The organism is Franzmannia qiaohouensis, from assembly GCF_031451695.1.
GTDB lineage: Bacteria > Pseudomonadota > Gammaproteobacteria > Pseudomonadales > Halomonadaceae > Franzmannia > Franzmannia qiaohouensis.
This window is the reverse complement of the sequence record NZ_JARWAM010000007.1, coordinates 51,259-71,041: the sequence shown is the minus strand read 5'-3', so window position 1 is coordinate 71,041 and position 19,783 is coordinate 51,259. Positions and strand designations below refer to the sequence as shown.

18 protein-coding genes are annotated in these 19,783 nt (G+C 63.3%); all 18 read right to left on the bottom strand.

The window, feature by feature from the left end:
• Positions 1–78: 78 nt before the first annotated feature.
• A complete protein-coding gene (locus tag QC821_RS10915; protein WP_309720976.1) occupies positions 79–1,140 on the bottom strand; it encodes a protein-glutamate methylesterase/protein-glutamine glutaminase in 1,062 nt (353 codons plus the stop codon).
• Positions 1,141–1,284: 144 nt separating this feature from the next.
• Entirely contained in the window at positions 1,285–2,154 is an 870-nt protein-coding gene (locus tag QC821_RS10910; RefSeq protein ID WP_309720973.1) for a CheR family methyltransferase, read from the bottom strand.
• Between the two features lie 5 nt (positions 2,155–2,159).
• Complete coding sequence (locus QC821_RS10905; RefSeq protein WP_309720970.1) at positions 2,160–4,367, bottom strand: methyl-accepting chemotaxis protein; 2,208 nt, start codon at positions 4,365–4,367, stop codon at positions 2,160–2,162.
• Between the two features lie 44 nt (positions 4,368–4,411).
• A complete protein-coding gene (locus QC821_RS10900) occupies positions 4,412–6,109 on the bottom strand; it encodes a methyl-accepting chemotaxis protein (protein WP_309720967.1) in 1,698 nt (565 codons plus the stop codon).
• A 189-nt stretch (positions 6,110–6,298) separates the two neighbouring features.
• Positions 6,299–7,903 carry a methyl-accepting chemotaxis protein gene (locus QC821_RS10895; RefSeq protein ID WP_309720964.1) on the bottom strand — a complete coding sequence of 535 codons (1,605 nt, stop codon included), beginning with the start codon at positions 7,901–7,903 and terminating at the stop codon, positions 6,299–6,301.
• 47 nt (positions 7,904–7,950) lie between these two features.
• Positions 7,951–8,448, bottom strand: coding sequence for a chemotaxis protein CheW (gene cheW / locus QC821_RS10890; RefSeq protein ID WP_095619388.1), 498 nt, complete (start codon positions 8,446–8,448; stop codon positions 7,951–7,953).
• On the bottom strand, positions 8,445–10,532 hold the full coding sequence (cheA, locus tag QC821_RS10885) for a chemotaxis protein CheA (protein ID WP_309720960.1): 2,088 nt from the start codon (positions 10,530–10,532) through the stop codon (positions 8,445–8,447). The genes cheW and cheA overlap by 4 nt, the downstream gene beginning before the upstream one ends.
• A gap of 25 nt (positions 10,533–10,557) precedes the next feature.
• Positions 10,558–11,499 (bottom strand): flagellar motor protein MotB, encoded by a 942-nt coding sequence (motB, locus tag QC821_RS10880; RefSeq protein WP_309720957.1) that lies wholly within the window; start codon positions 11,497–11,499, stop codon positions 10,558–10,560.
• Positions 11,496–12,371 carry a flagellar motor stator protein MotA gene (gene motA / locus QC821_RS10875; RefSeq protein ID WP_309720954.1) on the bottom strand — a complete coding sequence of 292 codons (876 nt, stop codon included), beginning with the start codon at positions 12,369–12,371 and terminating at the stop codon, positions 11,496–11,498. Before motA ends, motB begins: the two co-directional genes overlap by 4 nt.
• Positions 12,372–12,533: 162 nt before the next feature.
• Positions 12,534–13,106: a flagellar transcriptional regulator FlhC gene (gene flhC / locus QC821_RS10870; protein ID WP_309720952.1), complete on the bottom strand. Its 573-nt coding sequence runs from the start codon at positions 13,104–13,106 to the stop codon at positions 12,534–12,536.
• 2 nt (positions 13,107–13,108) lie between these two features.
• Entirely contained in the window at positions 13,109–13,438 is a 330-nt protein-coding gene (gene flhD, locus QC821_RS10865) for a flagellar transcriptional regulator FlhD (protein ID WP_309720949.1), read from the bottom strand.
• A 352-nt stretch (positions 13,439–13,790) separates the two neighbouring features.
• Positions 13,791–14,078, bottom strand: coding sequence for an EscU/YscU/HrcU family type III secretion system export apparatus switch protein (locus QC821_RS10860; protein ID WP_309720946.1), 288 nt, complete (start codon positions 14,076–14,078; stop codon positions 13,791–13,793).
• A complete protein-coding gene (gene fliK, locus QC821_RS10855; protein WP_309720943.1) occupies positions 14,071–15,381 on the bottom strand; it encodes a flagellar hook-length control protein FliK in 1,311 nt (436 codons plus the stop codon). The genes QC821_RS10860 and fliK overlap by 8 nt, the downstream gene beginning before the upstream one ends.
• Positions 15,378–15,803: a flagellar protein FliT gene (locus tag QC821_RS10850; RefSeq protein WP_309720940.1), complete on the bottom strand. Its 426-nt coding sequence runs from the start codon at positions 15,801–15,803 to the stop codon at positions 15,378–15,380. The genes fliK and QC821_RS10850 overlap by 4 nt, the downstream gene beginning before the upstream one ends.
• Positions 15,800–16,231: a flagellar export chaperone FliS gene (gene fliS, locus QC821_RS10845; RefSeq protein WP_309720937.1), complete on the bottom strand. Its 432-nt coding sequence runs from the start codon at positions 16,229–16,231 to the stop codon at positions 15,800–15,802. The genes QC821_RS10850 and fliS overlap by 4 nt, the downstream gene beginning before the upstream one ends.
• Positions 16,232–16,424: 193 nt before the next feature.
• Positions 16,425–17,276, bottom strand: a complete 852-nt coding sequence (locus tag QC821_RS10840) for an ABC transporter permease (RefSeq protein ID WP_309720934.1) — start codon at positions 17,274–17,276, stop codon at positions 16,425–16,427.
• Between the two features lie 3 nt (positions 17,277–17,279).
• Positions 17,280–18,530, bottom strand: coding sequence for an ABC transporter permease (locus QC821_RS10835; RefSeq protein ID WP_309720931.1), 1,251 nt, complete (start codon positions 18,528–18,530; stop codon positions 17,280–17,282).
• Between the two features lie 72 nt (positions 18,531–18,602).
• Positions 18,603–19,715 carry an extracellular solute-binding protein gene (locus QC821_RS10830; RefSeq protein ID WP_309720928.1) on the bottom strand — a complete coding sequence of 371 codons (1,113 nt, stop codon included), beginning with the start codon at positions 19,713–19,715 and terminating at the stop codon, positions 18,603–18,605.
• Positions 19,716–19,783 lie beyond the last annotated feature (68 nt).

Sequence of the window (19,783 nt, the reverse complement as noted above, 5' to 3'; positions counted from 1 at the left end):
TCCTTAATAGTATTTTTTATCCCACTCCGCCCGCTAACTGGCGAAGTGGCGTTGCTCAACTGCAGACAGCTCCACGTCCTATACCCGCTGCGCACGGCCCGACGCCGCCACCAGCGCCATCAGTCGCGAGGCAATATCATCCAGGCTGACGACTTCGCTGGCACCGCCCAGGGCAATCGCCTCGCGGGGCATGCCGAACACCACGCAGCTCGCCTCGTCCTGGGCAAGGGTCACCGCCCCCGCCTCGCGCATGGTCAGGAGCCCCTTGGCCCCATCCTTGCCCATCCCGGTGAGCAGCACGCCGATGGCATTGCGCCCGGCGTGCTTGGCCGCCGAGTCGAACAGCACGTCAACCGAGGGGCGATGCCGATTGACCGGCGGCCCGTCGTTGAGGCGCGCCACATAGTTGGCACCGCTGCGCGCCAGCTCCAGATGCTGGTCCCCAGGAGCAATATAGGCGTGCCCGGGCAGCACCCGCTCGCCGTCCTGGGCCTCCTTGACGGTGATCCGGCACAGCTTGTCGAGGCGCTCGGCAAACGACCGGGTAAAACCGCCCGGCATATGCTGGGTGATCAGAATCGCCGGGCTGTTGGCCGGCAGCGGCTCGAGCACCTGGCGGATCGCCTCGGTGCCGCCGGTGGAGGCGCCAATGATCAGCAGCTTCTCACTGGTGATCAGCGGCGCCTTCAGCGCCTGTGGCGCTGGCGCATCGCTGCGACGCGCCTGGCGCGGCCGCGAACGCGCCGCAGCACGAATCTTGTCGGCGATCAGCTCGGCGTAGTCGAGCATGCCGCTGCGAATACCCAGCGCCGGCTTGGCCAGGAAGTCCACCGCCCCCAGCTCGAGCGCACGCAGGGTGACTTCGGAGCCGGCCTGGGTCAGCGACGAGACCATCAGCACCGGCATCGGCCGCAGCCGCATCAGGCGCTCGAGAAAGTCGAGGCCATCCATGCGCGGCATCTCGACATCGAGAGTCAGCACATCGGGGTTGTGCTGCTTGATCAGGTCGCGCGCGGCGAGCGGATCGGGTGCTACCGCGACCACTTCCATATCGTCATGGTCGTTGATGATCTCGCTGAGCAGATCACGAATCAGCGCCGAGTCATCGACACACAGCACCTTGATCTTGGCTGCACTCAAGGCAGACCTCCTTTGCAACAATCAGCCGCAGCTTCGACTGGCGAAGCGTCATGCTAGTGATATCGGCGCATACCGGGGAGACTTTAGGCGTTTGCTCAAAACCGCCGCTACTCGACGATGTAGCGGCCAACCCCTGGCGAAACATCAACGTTTCGGGGTCAGCACGTAGACCGTCTGGCCGCGCAGCCGAAATGCCTCGCTGATATAAGAAAAATTCTCGGAATGGCCGGCGAATAACAGACCGTCCGGCTTCAATAGCGGCGCAAAGCGCGCCAATATCTTGGCCTGGGTGCTCTTGTCGAAGTAGATCATCACGTTGCGGCAGAAGATGGCATCGAAGGGCCCCTTCACCGCCCAGCTCGGCGCCAATAGGTTGAGCGACTCGAATTCGACCATCTCGGTCAGCTCGGGTCGCACCTTGGCCAGGCCGATACGCTCGCCGCCGCCTTTGAGGAAGAAGCGCTTGACCCGCGACTCATCGAGCTTGCGTACCTGCTCCATGGGGTAGATGCCGGCCCGGGCACGCGCTAGCGCTTCGGTGTCGATATCGGTCGCCACCACCCGCGCCTCCTTGGCACGCGGCCCCAGCGCCTCGGTCAGGCACATGGCGATGGAATAGGGCTCCTCGCCGGTAGACGCGGCGGCGCTCCATACCCGCACAGGGCCGCTCTGGCGCGCCACGTGCTCGGCCAGCAGCGGGAAGTGATGCGCCTCGCGAAAGAAGGCGGTCAGGTTGGTGGTCAAGGCGTTGGTGAAGGCCTCCCACTCCTTGGCCGCCGGCTGGCGCTCGAGCCGCGCCAGATAGTCGCCGAAGCGCGTCAGGCCGTGGTGGCGCAGGCGCTTGGCGAGGCGGCTATAGACCATCTCGCGCTTGTGCTCGGCGAGCACGATGCCGGCACGCTCATAGATCAACTGACGGATACGCGTAAAGTCGCTCTCGGTCAGCTCCAGATCCCGTTCCAGCATACTGCTGGAGGCCCAGCCGGAGCTGCTGGCCTCCTGTCCCGGCGGCATATTGCTCAAAACTCCTCCCACTCATCGGCGCTAGCCGGCTGAGGTGCCTTGGCGGTGGGCTTGCGATGATCGCGCGCCTCACCGTCGTCGATACGCTCCACACGCTTCTCGACGCGCTCGGCGCGGGCCTCGACGCGCTGCTCCTGATGCTGTAGCGAGGCAGTGGCAGCCTCGGCACGCTTGACCTGCTCCATGCCCGCGCCGCGCAAACGGAAGGCCGCCACCGCATTGGCCAGCATCAGCGCCTGGCTCTCGAGTTCCGCAGCGGCGCGCGCCGAGGACTGGACCCGGGCGGCATTCTGCTGGGTGACCTCGTCCATCTGCGCGATGGCCTGATTGATCTGGGTGATGCCGCCGCTCTGCTCGTCCGAGGCCGCGGTGATCTCGCCCATGATGTCGTTGACCCGAGTCGCCGCGGACACCACCTCGCCGATCGAGGTTTCGGCGCGCTTGACCAGCTTGGCACCGCTGTCGATCTCGGCATTGGAGCCGTCGATCAGCTGACGAATCTCGCGCGCGGCATCGGCGCTGCGCCCGGCCAGGCTGCGTACTTCACCTGCCACTACCGCGAAGCCGCGGCCCTGCTCGCCGGCCCGCGCCGCCTCCACCGAGGCGTTGAGCGCCAGGATATTGGTCTGGAAGGCGATCGAGTCGATCACACCGATGATCTCGCTCATCTTGCGCGAGCTCTCGGTGATACGCTGCATGGTCGCAACCACGTCGTTCATCACCTCGCCGGTACTGCGCACGCTGCTGGCATTATCCACCGCCAGGCTACTGGCCTGACGGGCGTTGTCGGCATTCTGGCGCACCGTGGCGGTCATCTCCTCCATGCTCGAGGCGGTCTCCTGGAGGGAGGCAGCCTGCTGCTCGGTGCGCGCTGATAGATCCTCGTTGCCGCTGGCGATATCCCGCGCCGCAGGCGTCACCACGCTGACCCCCTGGTTGACGTCGCCGACGATGCTGCCAAGGCTCTTGCGCATGGTGTCCAGCGCGCCGAGCAGCCGCCCGACCTCATCGTTACGCCGTGCCGGCACCTCGGCGGCAAGATTGCCGCCGGCGATCTGCAGCGTGAAGTTCATCGCCTCGCGCAGCGGCTTGACCAGTGCGCGAATGGTCATAACGCCCATGCCGATCAGCAGCAGCAAGCCGACCAGCAGCACCCCCAGCTGAGCCACCAGCATAAGCTGCTGCCCCGCCTCGGCTTCGGCGGCAAGCGCCTGGGCGTCGGCCTGCTTGTCGGCGATCAGCGCATTGATATCGCCGGCCAGCGCCTGCCCCATCTCGCGGCTGATATTGTTATGGGCGTTATGAGCCTGATAGAAATCTCGCTCCTCAAGATGCTGAACCGACATCAACAACCCATCGTGCATGACATGGTTCAGCCGCTCGCTGAAATCAGCAACTTCCGGCGTCTGGTTAACCTCACGGGCGATAAACTCAGCCCATAGTTGTTCAATGTGATCAACCGCAGCGTCAGTGTCTTGCCGCAACGCCACCAGGTCGGCTCCCATGGCGTTGTTAATGGGCTGCTCCATACTCTGCCGCGCCTGGGTTAGCAGCTGATCGACCTGCTGCAGGCGCGCCACATCCTCGAGGCCATCGCGGTTCAGGGTCTGCAGCCGCTCGCCGGAGACTTGCAGGCCGTAGAGGCCCAGGCTGCCGCTCACCACCAGCAGCGCCACCGCCACCGCCACCATGGTGGTCATGCGGGCGCGCATGGTGCGCAGGTTTAGCCTGGAAGCCAGGCCTGCCAGACCGCGCCGGCGCAGCTTGCCGCGCTCCAGGGTCAGGTGCTTGCCCTGGCCGTCGCGGATCTTGCGATAGGCTGCCTCGGCGGCATCGACGGCCTCGCGGCTTGGCTTGACCCGCACCGAGGTGTAACCCGCCACCTCGCCATTCTCGACGATCGGCGTGACGTTGGCATCGACCCAGTAGTGATCGCCGTTCTTGCGGCGATTCTTGACCATTCCACGCCAGGTCTCGCCGACCTCCAGGGTCTGCCAAAGGTTGGCGAAGGCCTCAGGCGGCATGTCGGGGTGGCGCACCAGGTTATGCGGCGCACCGATCAGCTCCTCGTGGGTGAAGCCGCTGACCTCGATAAAGGCCGGATTGGCATAGGTGATACGGCCCTTGAGATCGGTACGCGAAATCAGGAAGTGCTCATCGTCGAGCACGAACTCACGTTGGGTAATTGGTTGATTATTCTTCATTCTATCCCTCCCGGAACGGCCTCGACGATGACGGATGGCATGTTTTAAAAGGTTTCCCACTCGGCTTCTGGCTGGCGACTGGCAGGCCGCTGCGTCACCGCAGCTGGCCTCTCCGACGCCGTCAGAGCCGCGGGTGAGGATTCCACAGGCGCCGCGCTTGCCCGCTCGGCGGCCTGAGCCAGGCGGAAGGCCGAGACGGCTTCGCGCAGACGGCTCGACTCGAGCTCGAGTTCACTTGCCGCGCTCGCCGCCTGCTGAACCAGGGTGGCGTTCTGCTGGGTCACCTGATCGAGCTGGGTGATGGCCTGGTTGACCTGGCCGATGCCGTTGCTCTGCTCCTGGGAGGCAGAGGCGATCTCGTCCATGATATCGGTGACCTTCTGCACCGAGTCGACGATCTCGGCCATGGTCTGGCCGGCTTGATCCACCAGTGTGGTGCCCGCTTCGACCTTGCTGACCGAGGCTTCGATCAGCTTGCGAATCTCGCTGGAGGCCTCGCTGCTGCGCCCGGCCAGGTTGCGCACTTCACCGGCGACCACCGCAAAACCACGGCCCTGCTCACCGGCCCGCGCCGCCTCAACCGACGCGTTCAGCGCCAGGATATTGGTCTGAAAGGCAATCGAATCGATGACCTTGATGATCTCGGTGACCTGGCGCGAACTGTCGTTGATTTCACGCATGGTGCTGACCACGTTGCCCACCACTTCGCCGCCGCGGCTGGCGGTCTGCGAGGCGGTAGTGGCCAGTTGGCTGGCCTGGCGAGCGTTATCGGCGTTCTGGCTCACCGTCGAGGTCAGCTGCTCCATGCTCGAGGCGGTCTCCTCGATGGAGGCGGCCTGCTGCTCGGTGCGTGCGGAGAGATCATTATTGCCGTGGGCGATCTCCTGGGCGCCGACGAAGATCGACTGACTGCTGTTGCGCACGCTGCTGACCGTGGTCGACAGCCCCTCCTGCATATGCTCGAGGGAAGCAAACAGTTGGCCGATCTCATTGTTGCCACGTCGCTCGATGGCCGCCGACAGATCGCCTTTTGCCATCTGCTCGAAGTGCGCCACGACCCGCTTGAGCGGACGAATCACATTCACGGTGACGCCCCACAGCACGACCACGATAGTGACGGCAGCCGCAGCTAGCGCCGCAATGATGGCTATCATCAACCAGCCGGCAATATTCATGAAATCGCTGTAGAGTGCCTGACCCTCGGCGTCGGCACGGTCGAAGAAGGCGACCGAATCGCGATAGAAACGATCCGTGTAACGATTTGCCAGGTCGCGCAGCTCGAGAAAGGCCTGTGGGTCGTTGTTGGCCAACGCCTGCTGCTGTGGGCGCAGCACATCGGCCATCAGCATCTGGAACGCGGCCTCGATCTCATTCAACATCGGCCGATGCTCGGCCTGGGCCGGCACGGCCTGGAAATCGGCGAAGGTCGATTCGATACGCTCGAGCTCAGACGCCATGCCCGTTGCCTGCTGCCGGGCCTGCTCGGTCTGCTGACGAGAGCGCGCCTCTGACAGGCTCTCCTGGATGTGGTTCATCGCCAGCCGGGTCGAGAGCAGCTGGGAGTTAGTGCGGTTCAACTCGGCACGCTGATCGACATTGACTCGATTGAGTGTCTCAAGCGAACGTTCACTGTAGTTGACGGCATACAGGCCCAGCGCACTGAGCACTGCGATCAGCACGGCGAACACGGCCAATACCAATCCCCAGCTCACGCGTACCGTCATATTGTCGAGTAACTTCACGTCAGTCCTTTCTCCATTTCGACATTACCACCCCTCAACAGGCGCTAGCTCTCTAGCGCACAGGCATACTTGAAAGGCCACTCATAAACTATCGGCAGTAGCGCCCAAGTCTTTAGCCTGAAAGGGAAATACCAAATAGAACAGGAGGCCGAAGCCTCCTGAGATGAGCACTGGTGGCCACGCTGGTGATCAGCGGGTGGCATCTGACACCGGCAAGCGTGCCGGAGGCTGCCACTGAAAGCCGCTGGACGACGACTCGGCACCCGCAATCCGGAAGCGTGCGATGTGTTGACGAAGCAAACCGCTCTGCGCCTCCATGCGCTGGGAAGCCGCAGCGCTCTCCTGTACCAGCCCCGCATTCTGCTGGGTCATCTGGTCCATCTGTGTGACGGCCTCGTTGACCTGCTCGATGCCGTGACTCTGCTCGTCGGAGGCAGCCGAGATTTCGCTGACCAAGGTACTCAGCTGGGTGATGCTATCGACCATCCCGGTAATGATGGCGCCGGTATCGCGCGCCTGCTGGCTGCCCTTGGCGGTCTGACTATCGGAATTGTCGATCAAGGACTTTATCTCGCTGGCCGCCTCTGCGCTGCGGCTAGCCAGGTTGCGCACCTCTCCAGCCACCACGGCAAAGCCGCGCCCTTGCTCACCGGCTCGGGCCGCTTCCACCGAGGCATTGAGGGCCAGAATATTAGTCTGAAAAGCGATCGACTCGATGGTATCGACAATCGTGCTCATCTGGCTGGCACTGGCACTGATGCTCTCCATGCTGGAAACCAGGGTTTCCATGGACTGCCTGCCGCGATGGGCACTGTGTGCCGTATCCTCGGCCAGCACACGCGCATGCTCGGCGTTCTCGGCGTTCTGCTTCACTGTCGCCGTCAGCTCTTCCATGCTCGAGGCCGTCTCGGCAAGGGAGGCAGCCTGCTGCTCGGTGCGGGTCGCAAGCTCGTCGTTACCGGCAGTAATCTGCACCGCAGCCGCGCTGACATCATCGGCACTGAGATGAATATCGCCGATGGTACTGACCAGCGCCTCGCGCATGCGGTTGATATCGTATAGCAGGCTGTGGCGATCGCCTGCGGTTAGCGTGGCCTGATGCGTCAGGTCGCCATCGGCGATGAGCGACACCACCTCAGCCGCGTAGCGGGGGTCGCCGCCTAGACGCCTGGAGACATCGCGAATCACCAGCCCCATCAGCAGCGTCAGGGGCAACCCGATTATCAGCAGAATGACGGCCGTGCGCAGCAGACCTGCCATGAATGCCGCATTGATGTCGTCGATATAGACACCGGTGGCAACATACCAGTCCCACTCCTCGAAGCGCTCTACATAGCTGACCTTGGCCGACTGCTCCTCGCCGCCGGCGCGGCGCGAGTAATACTCGACGAAGCCGCCCCCCTCGCTGCGAGCGATATCGAGCAGATTGGCATAGGTACGATTGCCCCTCGGGTCCTCGAAACCACTCATGTCATCGCCTGCGCTGCGCCGGGCATGGGAGACGATATGCATCTGGCTGTCGAAGGCGAAGATATATTCGTCTTCCCCGAAGCGTACGCTCCCCAGGTTGGCCAGGGCGCGCTGACGCGCCTCTTCCTCGCTCAGCTCTCCGGCCACGACACGCTGCTGCAGCGATTCCAGCTGGCTCATGACGCTCTCGATGACGTAGCGCACGCTCTCGCGCCGTTCGCTCTCGATGGTCTGGCGATTCTCCCAGCTCATCCATCCAACCAGCATCAGCATTGCCAGCCAGATACCCCCCAGCAAGCTCCACAGCTTGCTGGTCGTCGTCATTTGCGCCACTTCACAATTCCTCTACCACAAGCCGCAACGATTGCGCCTTACTCGGCAACGTGGTCGACCAGCGCCATCTCTTCGCTGGTCAACAGTTTTTCGATATCGACCAGTACCAGCATGCGGTCCTCGAGACTGCCCAGGCCGCTCAGGTAGTCGGAGGAGAGCGTGACGCCAAACTCCGGCGCCGGCTTGATCTGTTCGGGCGTCAAGCTCATCACGTCGGACACGCCGTCGACCACAATGCCAACCACCCGCTCGCCAACGTTGACCACGATGACCACGGTCTGGCCGCCGTACTCGACGCTGTCGAGGTGGAACTTGATGCGCAGGTCGACGATCGGCACGATCACGCCACGCAGGTTGGTCACCCCCTTGATGAAGTCAGGCGCATTGGCGATCCGCGTGACATTCTCGTAGCCACGGATCTCCTGCACCTTGAGGATATCCACGGCGTACTCCTCTTCACCCAGCGAGAACACCAGGAATTCGCGGCTATGGGCGTCGGCCGCAGCGACGTTGGCGGCGTTGAGGTTGCTGGTCATGACGGTTCTACCTCCTTGAAAGGCACGGGCGTATTGACGCCCGAGGGAAAGCGCGAGGCGTGACGTGCCTCTTTCTTGGTTCTACTCAGACGGTGCATGTCGGCGATATCCAGGATCAGAGCGACGCTACCGTCGCCGAGGATGGTGGCAGCGGAGACACCGGGCACCTTGCGATAGTTGGTTTCTAGGTTCTTGACCACGACCTGCTGCTGGCCAATCAGGTCGTCGACCAGCAGCGCATAGCGGCGCCCTTCGCCCTGCACGATCACGGCAATCGAGTCGGTGAGCTTGGTGCGCGCGTTGGCCACGTCGAGCACCTCATGCACGGCGATCACCGGCAGGTACTCGTCACGCACCTTGAGCAGGATGTCGTCGCCGGCCATGGCGTAGAGCTCCTCCTCGGTGGGCTGCAGCGACTCGAGCACCGCGCCCAGCGGCAGGATGAAGATCTCTTCGCCGACCTTGATCGACATGCCATCGAGAATCGCCAGGGTAAGCGGCAGCACGATGCGCGTGGTAGTACCCTCCCCGGGGCGTGACAGGATCTCGACGTGTCCGCCCATGCCCTGGATGTTGCGCTTGACCACATCCATGCCGACACCGCGTCCGGAGACGTCGCTGACTTCCTGGGCGGTTGAGAAGCCGGGGGCAAAGATCAGCTGCCAGACCTCGTCGTCGCTCATGCTGTCGGAGACGCTCAGGCCGCTCTCGCGGGCCTTGCTCAACAGCTTGTCGCGGTTAAGGCCGGCGCCGTCGTCGATCACCTCGATCAGGATATTGCCCCCCTGATGCTGGGCGGACAGCGTCAGGCGACCGGTGCGTGGCTTGCCGGCAGCCTCGCGCTTGTCGGGCGTTTCGATGCCGTGGTCGAGGCTGTTGCGCACCAGGTGGGTCAGCGGATCGATGATGCGCTCGGTAAGACTCTTGTCGAGTTCGGTGGACTTGCCTTCGGTGACCAGCTCCACGTCCTTGTCGAGCTTGGCGGCCAGGTCACGCACCAGCCGCGGAAAACGGCTGAACACATAGTCCATGGGCACCATGCGGATCGACATCACCGCTTCCTGCAGGTCCCGCGCATTGCGCTGCAGCAGGCTCATGCCGTTGACCATCGCCCCGTGGGCCACGCCGTCCAGTTCACTGGCAGTCTGGTCGAGCATCGACTGGGTGATGATCAGCTCGCCGACCAAATTGATGATCTGGTCGACCTTGTCCACCGGCACGCGTATCGACGTCGACTCGCCGCCGGCTGCCTTGGCCTTGGGCTTGCTGCTCGGCGCCTTGGCAGGCGCATCCTTGGGCGCCGTGCTGGCGGGCACTGCAGGCTCGGCGACAGCCGGCGGTGCGGCGGGCTTGCTGGCAGGCGCGCTATCGCCACTGCCCTGCTCCGCAGCGCGCAACGAGCGAACTTCGACCTGGTCGGCGTCGATGATAAAGCACATCACCGCCTCGATATCGTCGGCGCTGGCGCTGGTATCGAGCGTTACCAGGTAACGCTCGCCATCGCTGCGCTGTGACAGCACCTCACCGAGTTGCCCAAGCTCCTCCACCAGCAGCTCGCGATCCTTGTCGTCGACCTTGATCAGCGCGACCTCGAGATGATCACCAGCGTCTCCGGCCGCTGCCGACTCGGCTTGCGGCTCGGGCTCAGGTTGAGGCTTGGCAGCGGGGGCCGGTGCGCCCTCGTCGACCGCCACACCCATCTCTTCGAGAGCCATCTGCTGAAGGGTCTGGCAGATTCGCGCGTAGGCCTCGGCGTCGGGCTGCTGGCCGTTGCGGTAGGCATCGAGCTGGTCGTGCAGCATATCCTTGGTTTCCAGAAAGGTGTCGACGATGTCGCGGCGCAGCGCCAGCTCGCCGCGACGTGTGTAATCGAGTATGTTCTCGAACAGGTGGGTGGTGTGCTGCAGCACATCGAAGCCGAAGGTGCCGGCACCGCCCTTGATCGAGTGGGCGGCACGGAAAATGGCGTTGAGCTGCTCGGCGTCGGGATCATCGAGATCCAACTCCAGCAGGTGCCGCTCCATATCGCCGAGAAGCTCTTCGGCCTCTTCGAAAAATGTGTCGTAAAAGTCGGTGATATCCATGCGCATTCCCTGAATGATTAAACCGCTAGTCGTTGCTCAGCGTTTCGTCGAGCCCCTGGCGGAACTGCTCGACCGGCGAGGCGTCGATCTCGTCGGCCAGCCGCGAAGCAGCAGGCGAAGGTATGCTTCCGCCACCTGGCAAACCCTGGGAGCGAATCGCCTGGGCCGAGCGCTCGTCGAGCACTACGATGGCAATGCGCCGATTGACCGGATCGTCGGGCTGGGTGTCTGACAGCGGCACGCGATCGCCCATGCCCGCCACCCTCAGCAGCTTGTCCGGGTCGAGCCCGCCGGCCACCAGCTCGCGTCGCGAGGCATTGGCACGGTCGCTGGAGAGCTCCCAGTTGCTGTAGCCGCGGTACCCCCCGGAATAGGGAATGCTGTCGGTGTGGCCGCTGAGGCTGAGCGGGTTGTCCATTTCATTGAGCAGTGGCGCGATGGCCCTCAGCAGGTTGCGCATGTAGGGCGCCACGGCATCGCTGCCGAGTTCGAACATCGGGCGCTGCTCGGTATCCACCAGCTGTACTCGCAACCCCTCGGGGGTCATGTCGAAGCGGATCTGACGGCGCAACTCGCGCAGCTGCGGGTCGCCCTCGATCAGGGTCTCCATGCGCTGCTGGAGGTTGCGAAAACGGCGAATCTCATCACTGCTGCGGCTCTGGGTACGCATGTCGATGCGCATCCGTTCGCCCTCTTCATGAACCGGGTCCGGGCCGCCGCCTGGAATCGCGCTGTCGCTGGAGGAGGTACGGTCGCCGCCGGCAATCGCCACCGCCAGCGGCGTACGGAAGTACTCGGCCACGCTCTCCAACTGCTCTTCGCTGGCCGTGGACAGGATCCACAGCACCAGGAACAGCGCCATCAGTGCGGTCATGAAGTCGGCCAGCGCTATCTTCCAGCTACCACCATGATGGCCATGTACGACCTTCTTGCGCTTGATGATGATAGGGCGGCGATCTTCGCTCATGCGCCCCCCGTACCCGTGCTCTTGGCGGCGCGAACGTGATCCTCGAGCTCATTGAAGGTCGGGCGTTCGGCGGTGTGTAGCGCCTTGCGGCCAAACTCCACCGCCAGCTGGGGCGCATAGCCGTTGAGGCTCGCCAGCAGCGTGACGCGGATGCACTGCAGCATCTTCACCGCTTCAGCGACCTGGCGATCGATACGACTGGCCAGCGGATTGACGAACCCGTAGGCCAGCAGGATGCCAAGGAAGGTACCGACCAGGGCGTGGGCGATCATGTAGCCCATCTCGTCGGGACCTGCATCGGCGGCGCTCAGTGCCTTGATGACCCCCAGCACGGCAGCAACGATGCCGAACGCCGGCAGACCGTCACCCACCTTGGCGAGAGCGTCGGCAGGTATGTGCGCCTCGTGCTCGAAGGCCTCGATCTCGTGCTCCATCAACTCGTCGATCTGGTGCGGATCCATGTTGCCGCTGATCATCAGGCGCAGATAATCGGTGAGAAAGCCCATTATCATCGGATCCGCCTGGATCTTGGGATACTCGGAGAACAGCGGGCTCTCCTGGGGGTTGTCGATGTCGCGCTCGATGGCCAGCATGCCATCGCGACGAGCCTTGGCCAGCAGCTTGTACTGCAGGGCCATCAGCTCCATGTAGGTTTCCTTGTTGTACTTCACCGTGCGCTTGAGCTTGGTGGTGGTGCGAAGGGTAGCGAGCATCGCCTTGCCGTTGTTGGCAGCCACGAAGGCACCAATCGCCGCACCGCAGATCATCAGGATCTCGGTGGGCTGATAGAGTGGCCCCAGATGGCCGCCGGCAAGTGCAAAGCCGCCGAATACGGAGAATGTAACGATCAAGAATCCAATGGGTATCAGCACGACCGGTATCCTTTGCTACGGCATGGGTGGCTTCAACACAGTTATCGGCACACACTGCGCTGGCTTGAGGGCCAATCGACAAAAACTTGTGGTGCAGCTGCGTCATCCAGAAATGAAAAACCCCGCACCAGGCGGCACGGGGCGAGCGGTACGGCAACGAGTTTAACGAGCGGCGGCGACGGCCTGCTCCGTGGTCACTGCCGCCCTGGCCTCGGCCAGGCGCTTGCGAGTCTTGCCGGCACGCGACGGCGGCTGGCAAATGCCGCACACGAAGTCCTGGCTGGGAGTATGCGCATGGGCCACGAAGTGACCACCGCAGCTGGTACAGGGATTGAGTTCGAGCATGTCGCTTTCGAAGAAGCGAATCAGGGTCCAGGCACGCGTCAGGCCAAGCACCGGTTCGGCCTCGTCGAGATCGACCTGCTCGAGATACAGCCGAAACGCCTTGACGAAGGCCTCCATCCGCTGGCAACCGTAATCTTGCTTTAGACGAAGGTAAATATTGTAGAACAGCGAGGAGTGGACGTTGGGCATCCAGGTGATGAACCAGTCGGTCGAGAACGGCAGCATGCCCTTGGGCGGCGACATGCCGCGCACCTCCTTGTAGAGGCGAATCAGGCGAGCACGGCTCAGGTCCGTTTCGGTCTCCAGTACCTGCAGACGCGCCCCGAGCTCGATCAGCTCGATGGCCATCTGCACCTGCAGCATTTCGCTGACGAGGCTCTTGTCCGGCATGCCTAGCCCTCCTGCAGCGCAACCGCGCCCGTCGGTGCAACCGCCATTAGCAGTGAAGCGTGGGTCTGGGAGAGCCCCTGCTCGCGCTGGTTGTGGGTCAGCTTGCGCAGCTGGTCGGCATCCTCGTAGCACAGCCGACACAGCAGCTGGTTGGTCCGCGACAGCTTGCCGAGCTGTTTGGCGGAGAGGGTTGCCAACAGCTCGGCCATCTCTTCGGTAAGCTTGAGGCGGAACATCGCCGAAGCGCGGTCTTCGCTCAGCAAACGCTGAACGAGCAGCAGGTAGGACAGGTTGAGGTCCTGGATCTCGTCCAGAATGGAATCGGTAGTCATGGTAGGTGTTCCCTGCGTTGTTCGTTATCAGGCCGAGCTCTTGTGGCTCTGGGCAGTGCGTAGTGCGCCGTTGTGCCCTTATTATCGTCGCCCGTTGTCATTCCCCTTGGGCGCCTGCTCGGTTGCCGGTGTCCGGCGCGAGCTAGGATGAACGTAGTTTGAGACTTTTATATGATGTCTTTCAACACCCATCTTCAACGGGCTGAGGTAAAGGCACTAAACCTTGACCTGAATCAAACTGCAGAGAGGGAAGGGAAAACAGCAGGTTAAGTTAAATTACTAAATTTTCACGTAGCAATTTAGAGACATTAGGACATCCACGCAGAGACAATTTATTACAATTTGTCTCCCATCACTGACGCGTTTCTTCCTCCAAAGACAGCTCACGGGCCCAGATCAGCAGCTCGGCAATCACCTCATAGAGGGTCGAAGGTATCCGTTCGTCGATATCCAGCTGCATCAACAGGCTGACCAGCTCCGGGGCATCGTGCACGAAGACGCCCTGGCGCCGCGCCTCGGCGATGATGCGTTCGGCCAGGTCGCCGTAGCCGCGCGCCAGCACCCGCGGAGCGCCATCGCTCTCCTGATAGGCCAAGGCCACGGCCTGGCGGCGCCTTGGGGGCGTAGTGCGTTCACTCATGATGGTCCCCCTCCTCGACGCGCAGGCGCGCCAGCAGCGCCACTTCCTGGAAGCCGCGCGCCGTCAATCGGTCACGCAGGCGCTCCTTGCCCTCCTCCAGACGCTGGACCACATCACGAGACACGCTCTCAAGGGTCAGTGCTACCCGCTCGCCCTTGAGGCGCAGATCGACGTGGATCTCGCCCAGAGCCGGCAGCGTCAGCGACAGCGTCGAGTGCCAGGCCGGCTCTTCCTCCTCATGGGCGCCGCCCCCCTCACCCGGTGGCGAGCGCTCACGCTCGACGGGCAGCTGGATCATCAGCGCCATGAAGATACCCGACCATACGTCACCCTCCCAGCGCAGTATCGGCGTTACCAACACCTCCAGCTGATGGCGGATCAGGCCCTGCAACAGTTCGTTGGTCGACTCCGCGAGCTGCCCCGCGGCGCGCGAGGCGACTGGCTCAGCGCCTTCCATAGCCTGGGCAGCGACCTGGGCGGGAAGTGCCGGCGGAGCAGTGCTAGCGACCGGCGCTGACGCCGAGGCGCCTGGCGCGGCGAATGACGGCTGCGAAGATAACGGTATATATCCACCCGCCCCCAGCGTGTTGGCCGCACCACCAGCGCCCGGCTGAGCCGTCGTCATCATCCCTAGCGCCACCGACGCAGCAGGGCTGCCGAGCGGCACGAAGGGGCCGCTGAACACCAGGGCCCCACGCGGTGACAGCGGCGCCGCCGGCCACTGCATAGCCCCGCCGCCAGCGGATGGCGACAGCGTAGCGGGTGCCGCCTGGGGCGCTCGCTGCCCCTGCGTCAGCTGCATCTGGGGCTGGGCGTCCAACGCCTGACGCGGCAGTTCACCACGGTACCAGCGCCCCAGGTGGGATTCATAGAACAGGCCGCTATGATTGATCGATGACTGCAGCTGAGTGGCCAGCTGGCCGGCGGGAACCGCCGCCGGCTGCGAGGGCGCCACCAGCGGCGCAGCGGGACGCAGTGTCGACGGCGGTGCAGGAAACTTGACCAGGATGTCGGCGATAGTGCGCGCCGCCTGGCTGAAATGCGTATGCGTGGAGGCTGGCGCATCACCAGTGGGCAGCGCCGGCCCCGGCAGCCGACCGCCCTCTCGCGCCACCGCCCCGGTCAGGCCCTGCACAGTGGGCTGGCGCGAGTCAAGGCGCGAGTCGCTGTGCACCGCACGGGGCGCACGGCTGGGGTCGGTAGGACGGACCGGCTCGTTCAGCTCGCGCTGGGTCGGCAAGTCGACTCGCTTGCCCAGCACCTGGTGCAGCAAGGTGTCGAGCAGTGGCGTGATACCACTCACGAGCTGCCTGGCGGGTTACGCATGGTCTCGCCGGTAAACACGTACTCGGCATCGACCACATTGTTGCCACTGGCGGTGCGGTAAGCGCGGCTCAGGTCGCGCTTGCGCTGGCTGGTGCCGATCAGCGTCCCCAACTCATCGCGTCGCGCCACCAGTCTTTCACGCACCTCACGATCACTCTCGAGGATCGCCTCGAGCAGCAGCGCCTTGCGCTGGCGATTGTCCGCATCGAAATCGAGCCCCTCTTCCAGGCGCGACAGTCGCTCGACTTCCACGACATAGCGTGCCTGCTGCTGGATCAGCTCACTCCAGGCTTCGCTGCGCGCCAGCTCAAGCATGCCGTCGGCCTGCACCCGCAGCGCCTCATAGCGCTTGAGCACCAGCGTCTGCTTGGCGGAGTTCGAGAGTTCGCCGGCGCTCACTGGCCGCTCGCTTGCGCGCCGGGCTGGGTACCAATCTCGCGCCAGGCAGTGCCAATGTCTTCGAGGAGCTTGCCCGCCTCATCGAGACTCTGTTCGTCGTTGCGCAGATTAGCGGCCAGCAGCAAACGCGCGATGTAGTCATACAGTGACGCCAGGCGCTGGGCGACGTCTCCGCCGCGCTCGGCATCCAGTGCCGCCATCAGGCCGTTATTGACGATATCCAGGGCCTTGGAGATCGACTTGCCCTTTTCGGCAGTGTTGCCGTTCTGCATATGGATCCGCGCCGCACGAATCGACGCCTGGGCACCGTCGAACAGCATCACGATCAACTGATGAGGGCTTGCCGACATCACCCCGCTCTCGACGCCGACCTTAGCGTAGGCATTGGCACCGCGGCCATAAGCGGCCGCTCCGCGCATCGCACTCATGTCATGATTCCTCTTTTTCGATGGCTACCTTTTTACCAGCCCCGGTGACCAGCGGTCGCGGAAAAAGGCTAGGCGTTGATGGTCAATTCAAACTATCGGCCCCGGCTTGGCGATCTTTAGCCATTTTTGCCCTCAACGACAGCGCCCGGCCTGGGCCGGGCGCTGTCGCCTATATCGCTGAACGCCACTCGATTCAGCCGGGAGTAACGCCACGCAGCCGCTCTCCACGCCGACGCAGCAGTTCAAGCGTCGTCAATAGCAGCATCGACAGCAGCACCAGCAGCGTGGCCACGGCCAGGATGGTGGGACTGATCTGCTCGCGAATCCCCGACCACATCTGGATCGGCATGGTGCGCTGCTCGGGCCCGGCGATGAACAGCACCACCACCACCTCGTCAAACGAGGTAATGAAGGCAAACAGCGCCCCCGACACCACCCCCGGCGTGACCAGCGGCAGCACCACCTTGAAGAAGGTGCGGGTGGGGTTGGCACCCAGGCTGTGCGCGGCGCGAATCAGAGTGGTATCGAAACTCGACAGCGTCGCGGTGACGGTGATCACCACGAACGGAATCCCCAGCGCGGTATGCGCCAGGATCACGCCCAGATAGGTCTGCGCCAGGTTGATCCGCGAGAAGAAGAAGAACATCGCCGCCGCCGAGATGATCAGTGGCACGATCATCGGAGAGATCAGCAGCGCCATGATCACGCCACGCGCCGGCATGTGGCGGCTCGACAGCCCCAGCGCGGCGATGGTACCCAGCACCGTGGCCAGGATCGTCGAAGCGATACCGATGATGAAGCTGTTCTTGATCGCGTTGAGCCAGCGACTGGAGGTGAAGAAGTCCTGATACCAGCGCAGCGAATAGCCCTGCGGATCGAAGGTCAGCATCTCCTGGGTAAAGGTGAAGTAGGGCTGCGCATTGAACGACAGCGGAATGATCACCAGCAGCGGACCGACCAGGAACAGGAAGATCAGCCCACACAGGCCGAGGAACACGTAGTGCCAGATGCGCTCGCCGCGAGTGGCATAGGAAGGTATCGCCATGAGTTACCCCAGTTTGACCTTGTCGACGCCGACCAGGCGATTGAAGACCATATAGAAGACCACCACCACGCACAGCAGGATCGACGCGATCGCCGCCGCCAGGCCCCAGTTCAGCGAGGTCTGCATGTGGTAGGCGATATAGTTGGTGATGAAGCGCCCGGACTGGCCGCCCACCAGCGCCGGCGTGATGTAGTAGCCGATCGACAGGATGAACACCAGGATTCCCCCGGCGGCGATGCCGGGTATCGTCAACGGGAAATAGACCCGTCGGAAACACAGAAAGGGGCGCCCGCCTAGCGAGCGCGCCGCACGCATGTAGCTCGGCGGGATGGTCTTCATCACCGAATAGAGCGGCAGGATCATGAACGGCAGCAGGATGTGCGTCATCGCCACCACCGTGCCGATCTTGTTATGGATCATCTGCCAGCGCGCGTCATCGGCGATGACGCCAAGGAACACCATCATATCGTTCAACACCCCCTGGGACTGCAGGATCGCGATCCAGGTCGTGGTGCGCACCAGCAGCGACGTCCAGAACGGCAGCAGCACCAGTATCATCAGCAGATTGGAGTGGCGCAGCGGCAGGTTGGCCAGCAGGAAGGCGACCGGATAGCCGAGCAGCAGCGTCATCAGGGTGATCAGCCCACTCATCCAGAAGGTACGCCAGAACAGGCTGACGTGAATCTGCTGGTTGTCGGGCGCCATGGTGATGTCGCCATCCGGCGTCAGCTGTCGATCCAGGGCCGACAGGTAGTACGTCATGGTAAAGGGCGACGCTTCTCGCTCGATCAGCTTCCAGGTATCTAGCTCGCCCCAGCGTGCATGGGCGTCCATCATCGCCTCGCGATAGGGCGGCTCCATCGAGCCTAGGCCCCGCGCGGTGCGGTTAATCGCCGAACGCATGCCCGAGCGCTCATAGTTGAGCCGGCTGGCCAGCAGACCGAGGTTGCGCGCCGCCTGTCCCTCGCGAAGATCCTCCACCAGCGCCTCGAAGACCGGTTCATCGGGCAATGCCTGACGATCCCAGTTCTCCAGCGCCGCCACGGTGCGCGGCAGATGGGTACTGACTTCGGGGTTGGCGACACTACGCGACAGCATTTCGAAAATCGGGATCACGAAGGCGATCCCCAGGAACAGCAGCAAAGGCGACACCAGCAGCAGCGCCTTGAGTTTAGAGCGACGCACGGCACGACGCAGGCTGACCTTGAGCGGTACGCCGTCGGCCGTGGTCAACGGAGCAGCAGAGTCGGACACGCGGACCTCTCCATCAGTCAGTCGACAGGAAACGGACGTCGCGCCACCCAATGGGTGGCGCGACGGAGGGTCTTACTGTGCCAGCCAGGCGTCGAAGCGCTGGCTCAACTCGTCGAGGTAGTCGGCCCAGAACTCATCGTCCTTCTGGATCGCCGTGGCGAAGTTGGGCTCGTAGGTGGGCATGTGGGTTTCCATCTCGATGCCGGTCTCGGCGTGGGTCGAGACCAGATCCGCAGAGGAGAGGCGCGCCGGGCCGTAGGAGATGTACTGCGCCTGGTCGGCGAGGCGCTGGGTATCAGTGGCGAAGTAGAGATAGTCGCGCACCTTGTCGAGCTTGCCGGTGGGCACCACCCAGCCATCCAACTCGAAGACCTGAGCGTCCCAGATGATGTCGAACGGCTGGTTCTCGCTGACCATGGCATCGAAGATACGGCCGTTGTAGGCCGATGCGAAGGCCACTTCCTGGTCGGCAAGCAGCTGCGGCGGCTGAGCGCCTTCTTCCCACCAGATCACGTGATCCTTGATGGTATCCAGCTTGGCGAAGGCGCGCTGAATGCCCTCCTCGGTCTCGAGCATGTCGTAGACATCGTCACGATCGACACCGTCGGCGATCAGAGCCCACTCCAGGTTGTTGATAGGGCGACGCATCAGCGCCCGCTGACCGGGGTAGTTCTCGAGGTCGAAGACATCCTCGATGGTGCTCGGCTGGTCGTCCTCGGGGAACATCTCGGTATTGAAGCCAACGATGTTGGAGTACACGATGGAGGCCACGAAGCACTCACCCAGCGCGCCGTCGACGAAGTCCTCGCTGGGCGGCGTGCCGTCCGGCGCATCGGCCAGCAGCTCGTCATGGTCGAGGGGCTCGATCAGGCCCTCGGCGCAGGCAATCATGGCATCCGCAGGCAGCATGTCCACCAGGTCCCAGGTGACGTTGCCGGCCTGGGTCTGGGAGCGCAGCCCGGCCAGGGCATTGGCGCTGCGATCGATGTTGACGATCTCATCACCGGTCATTTCCATCCATGGCTTATCGTAAGCCTCGTGCTGGCTCATGCTGTAGGCGCCGCCCCAGGAGACGATATTCAGCGTCTGCTGCGCATGGGCGCTGACCGCCACGGCGAGTGCCGACAGCCCCACGACGGCAATGCCGGATCCTTTGAGAACGCGGTTGCGAATAATGGACTTCATAGAGTTTCTCCGGTTGTTGTTGTTGCAGTTGCCGCCGGCATCGGAAGATGCCGCGATACGGCGATCTT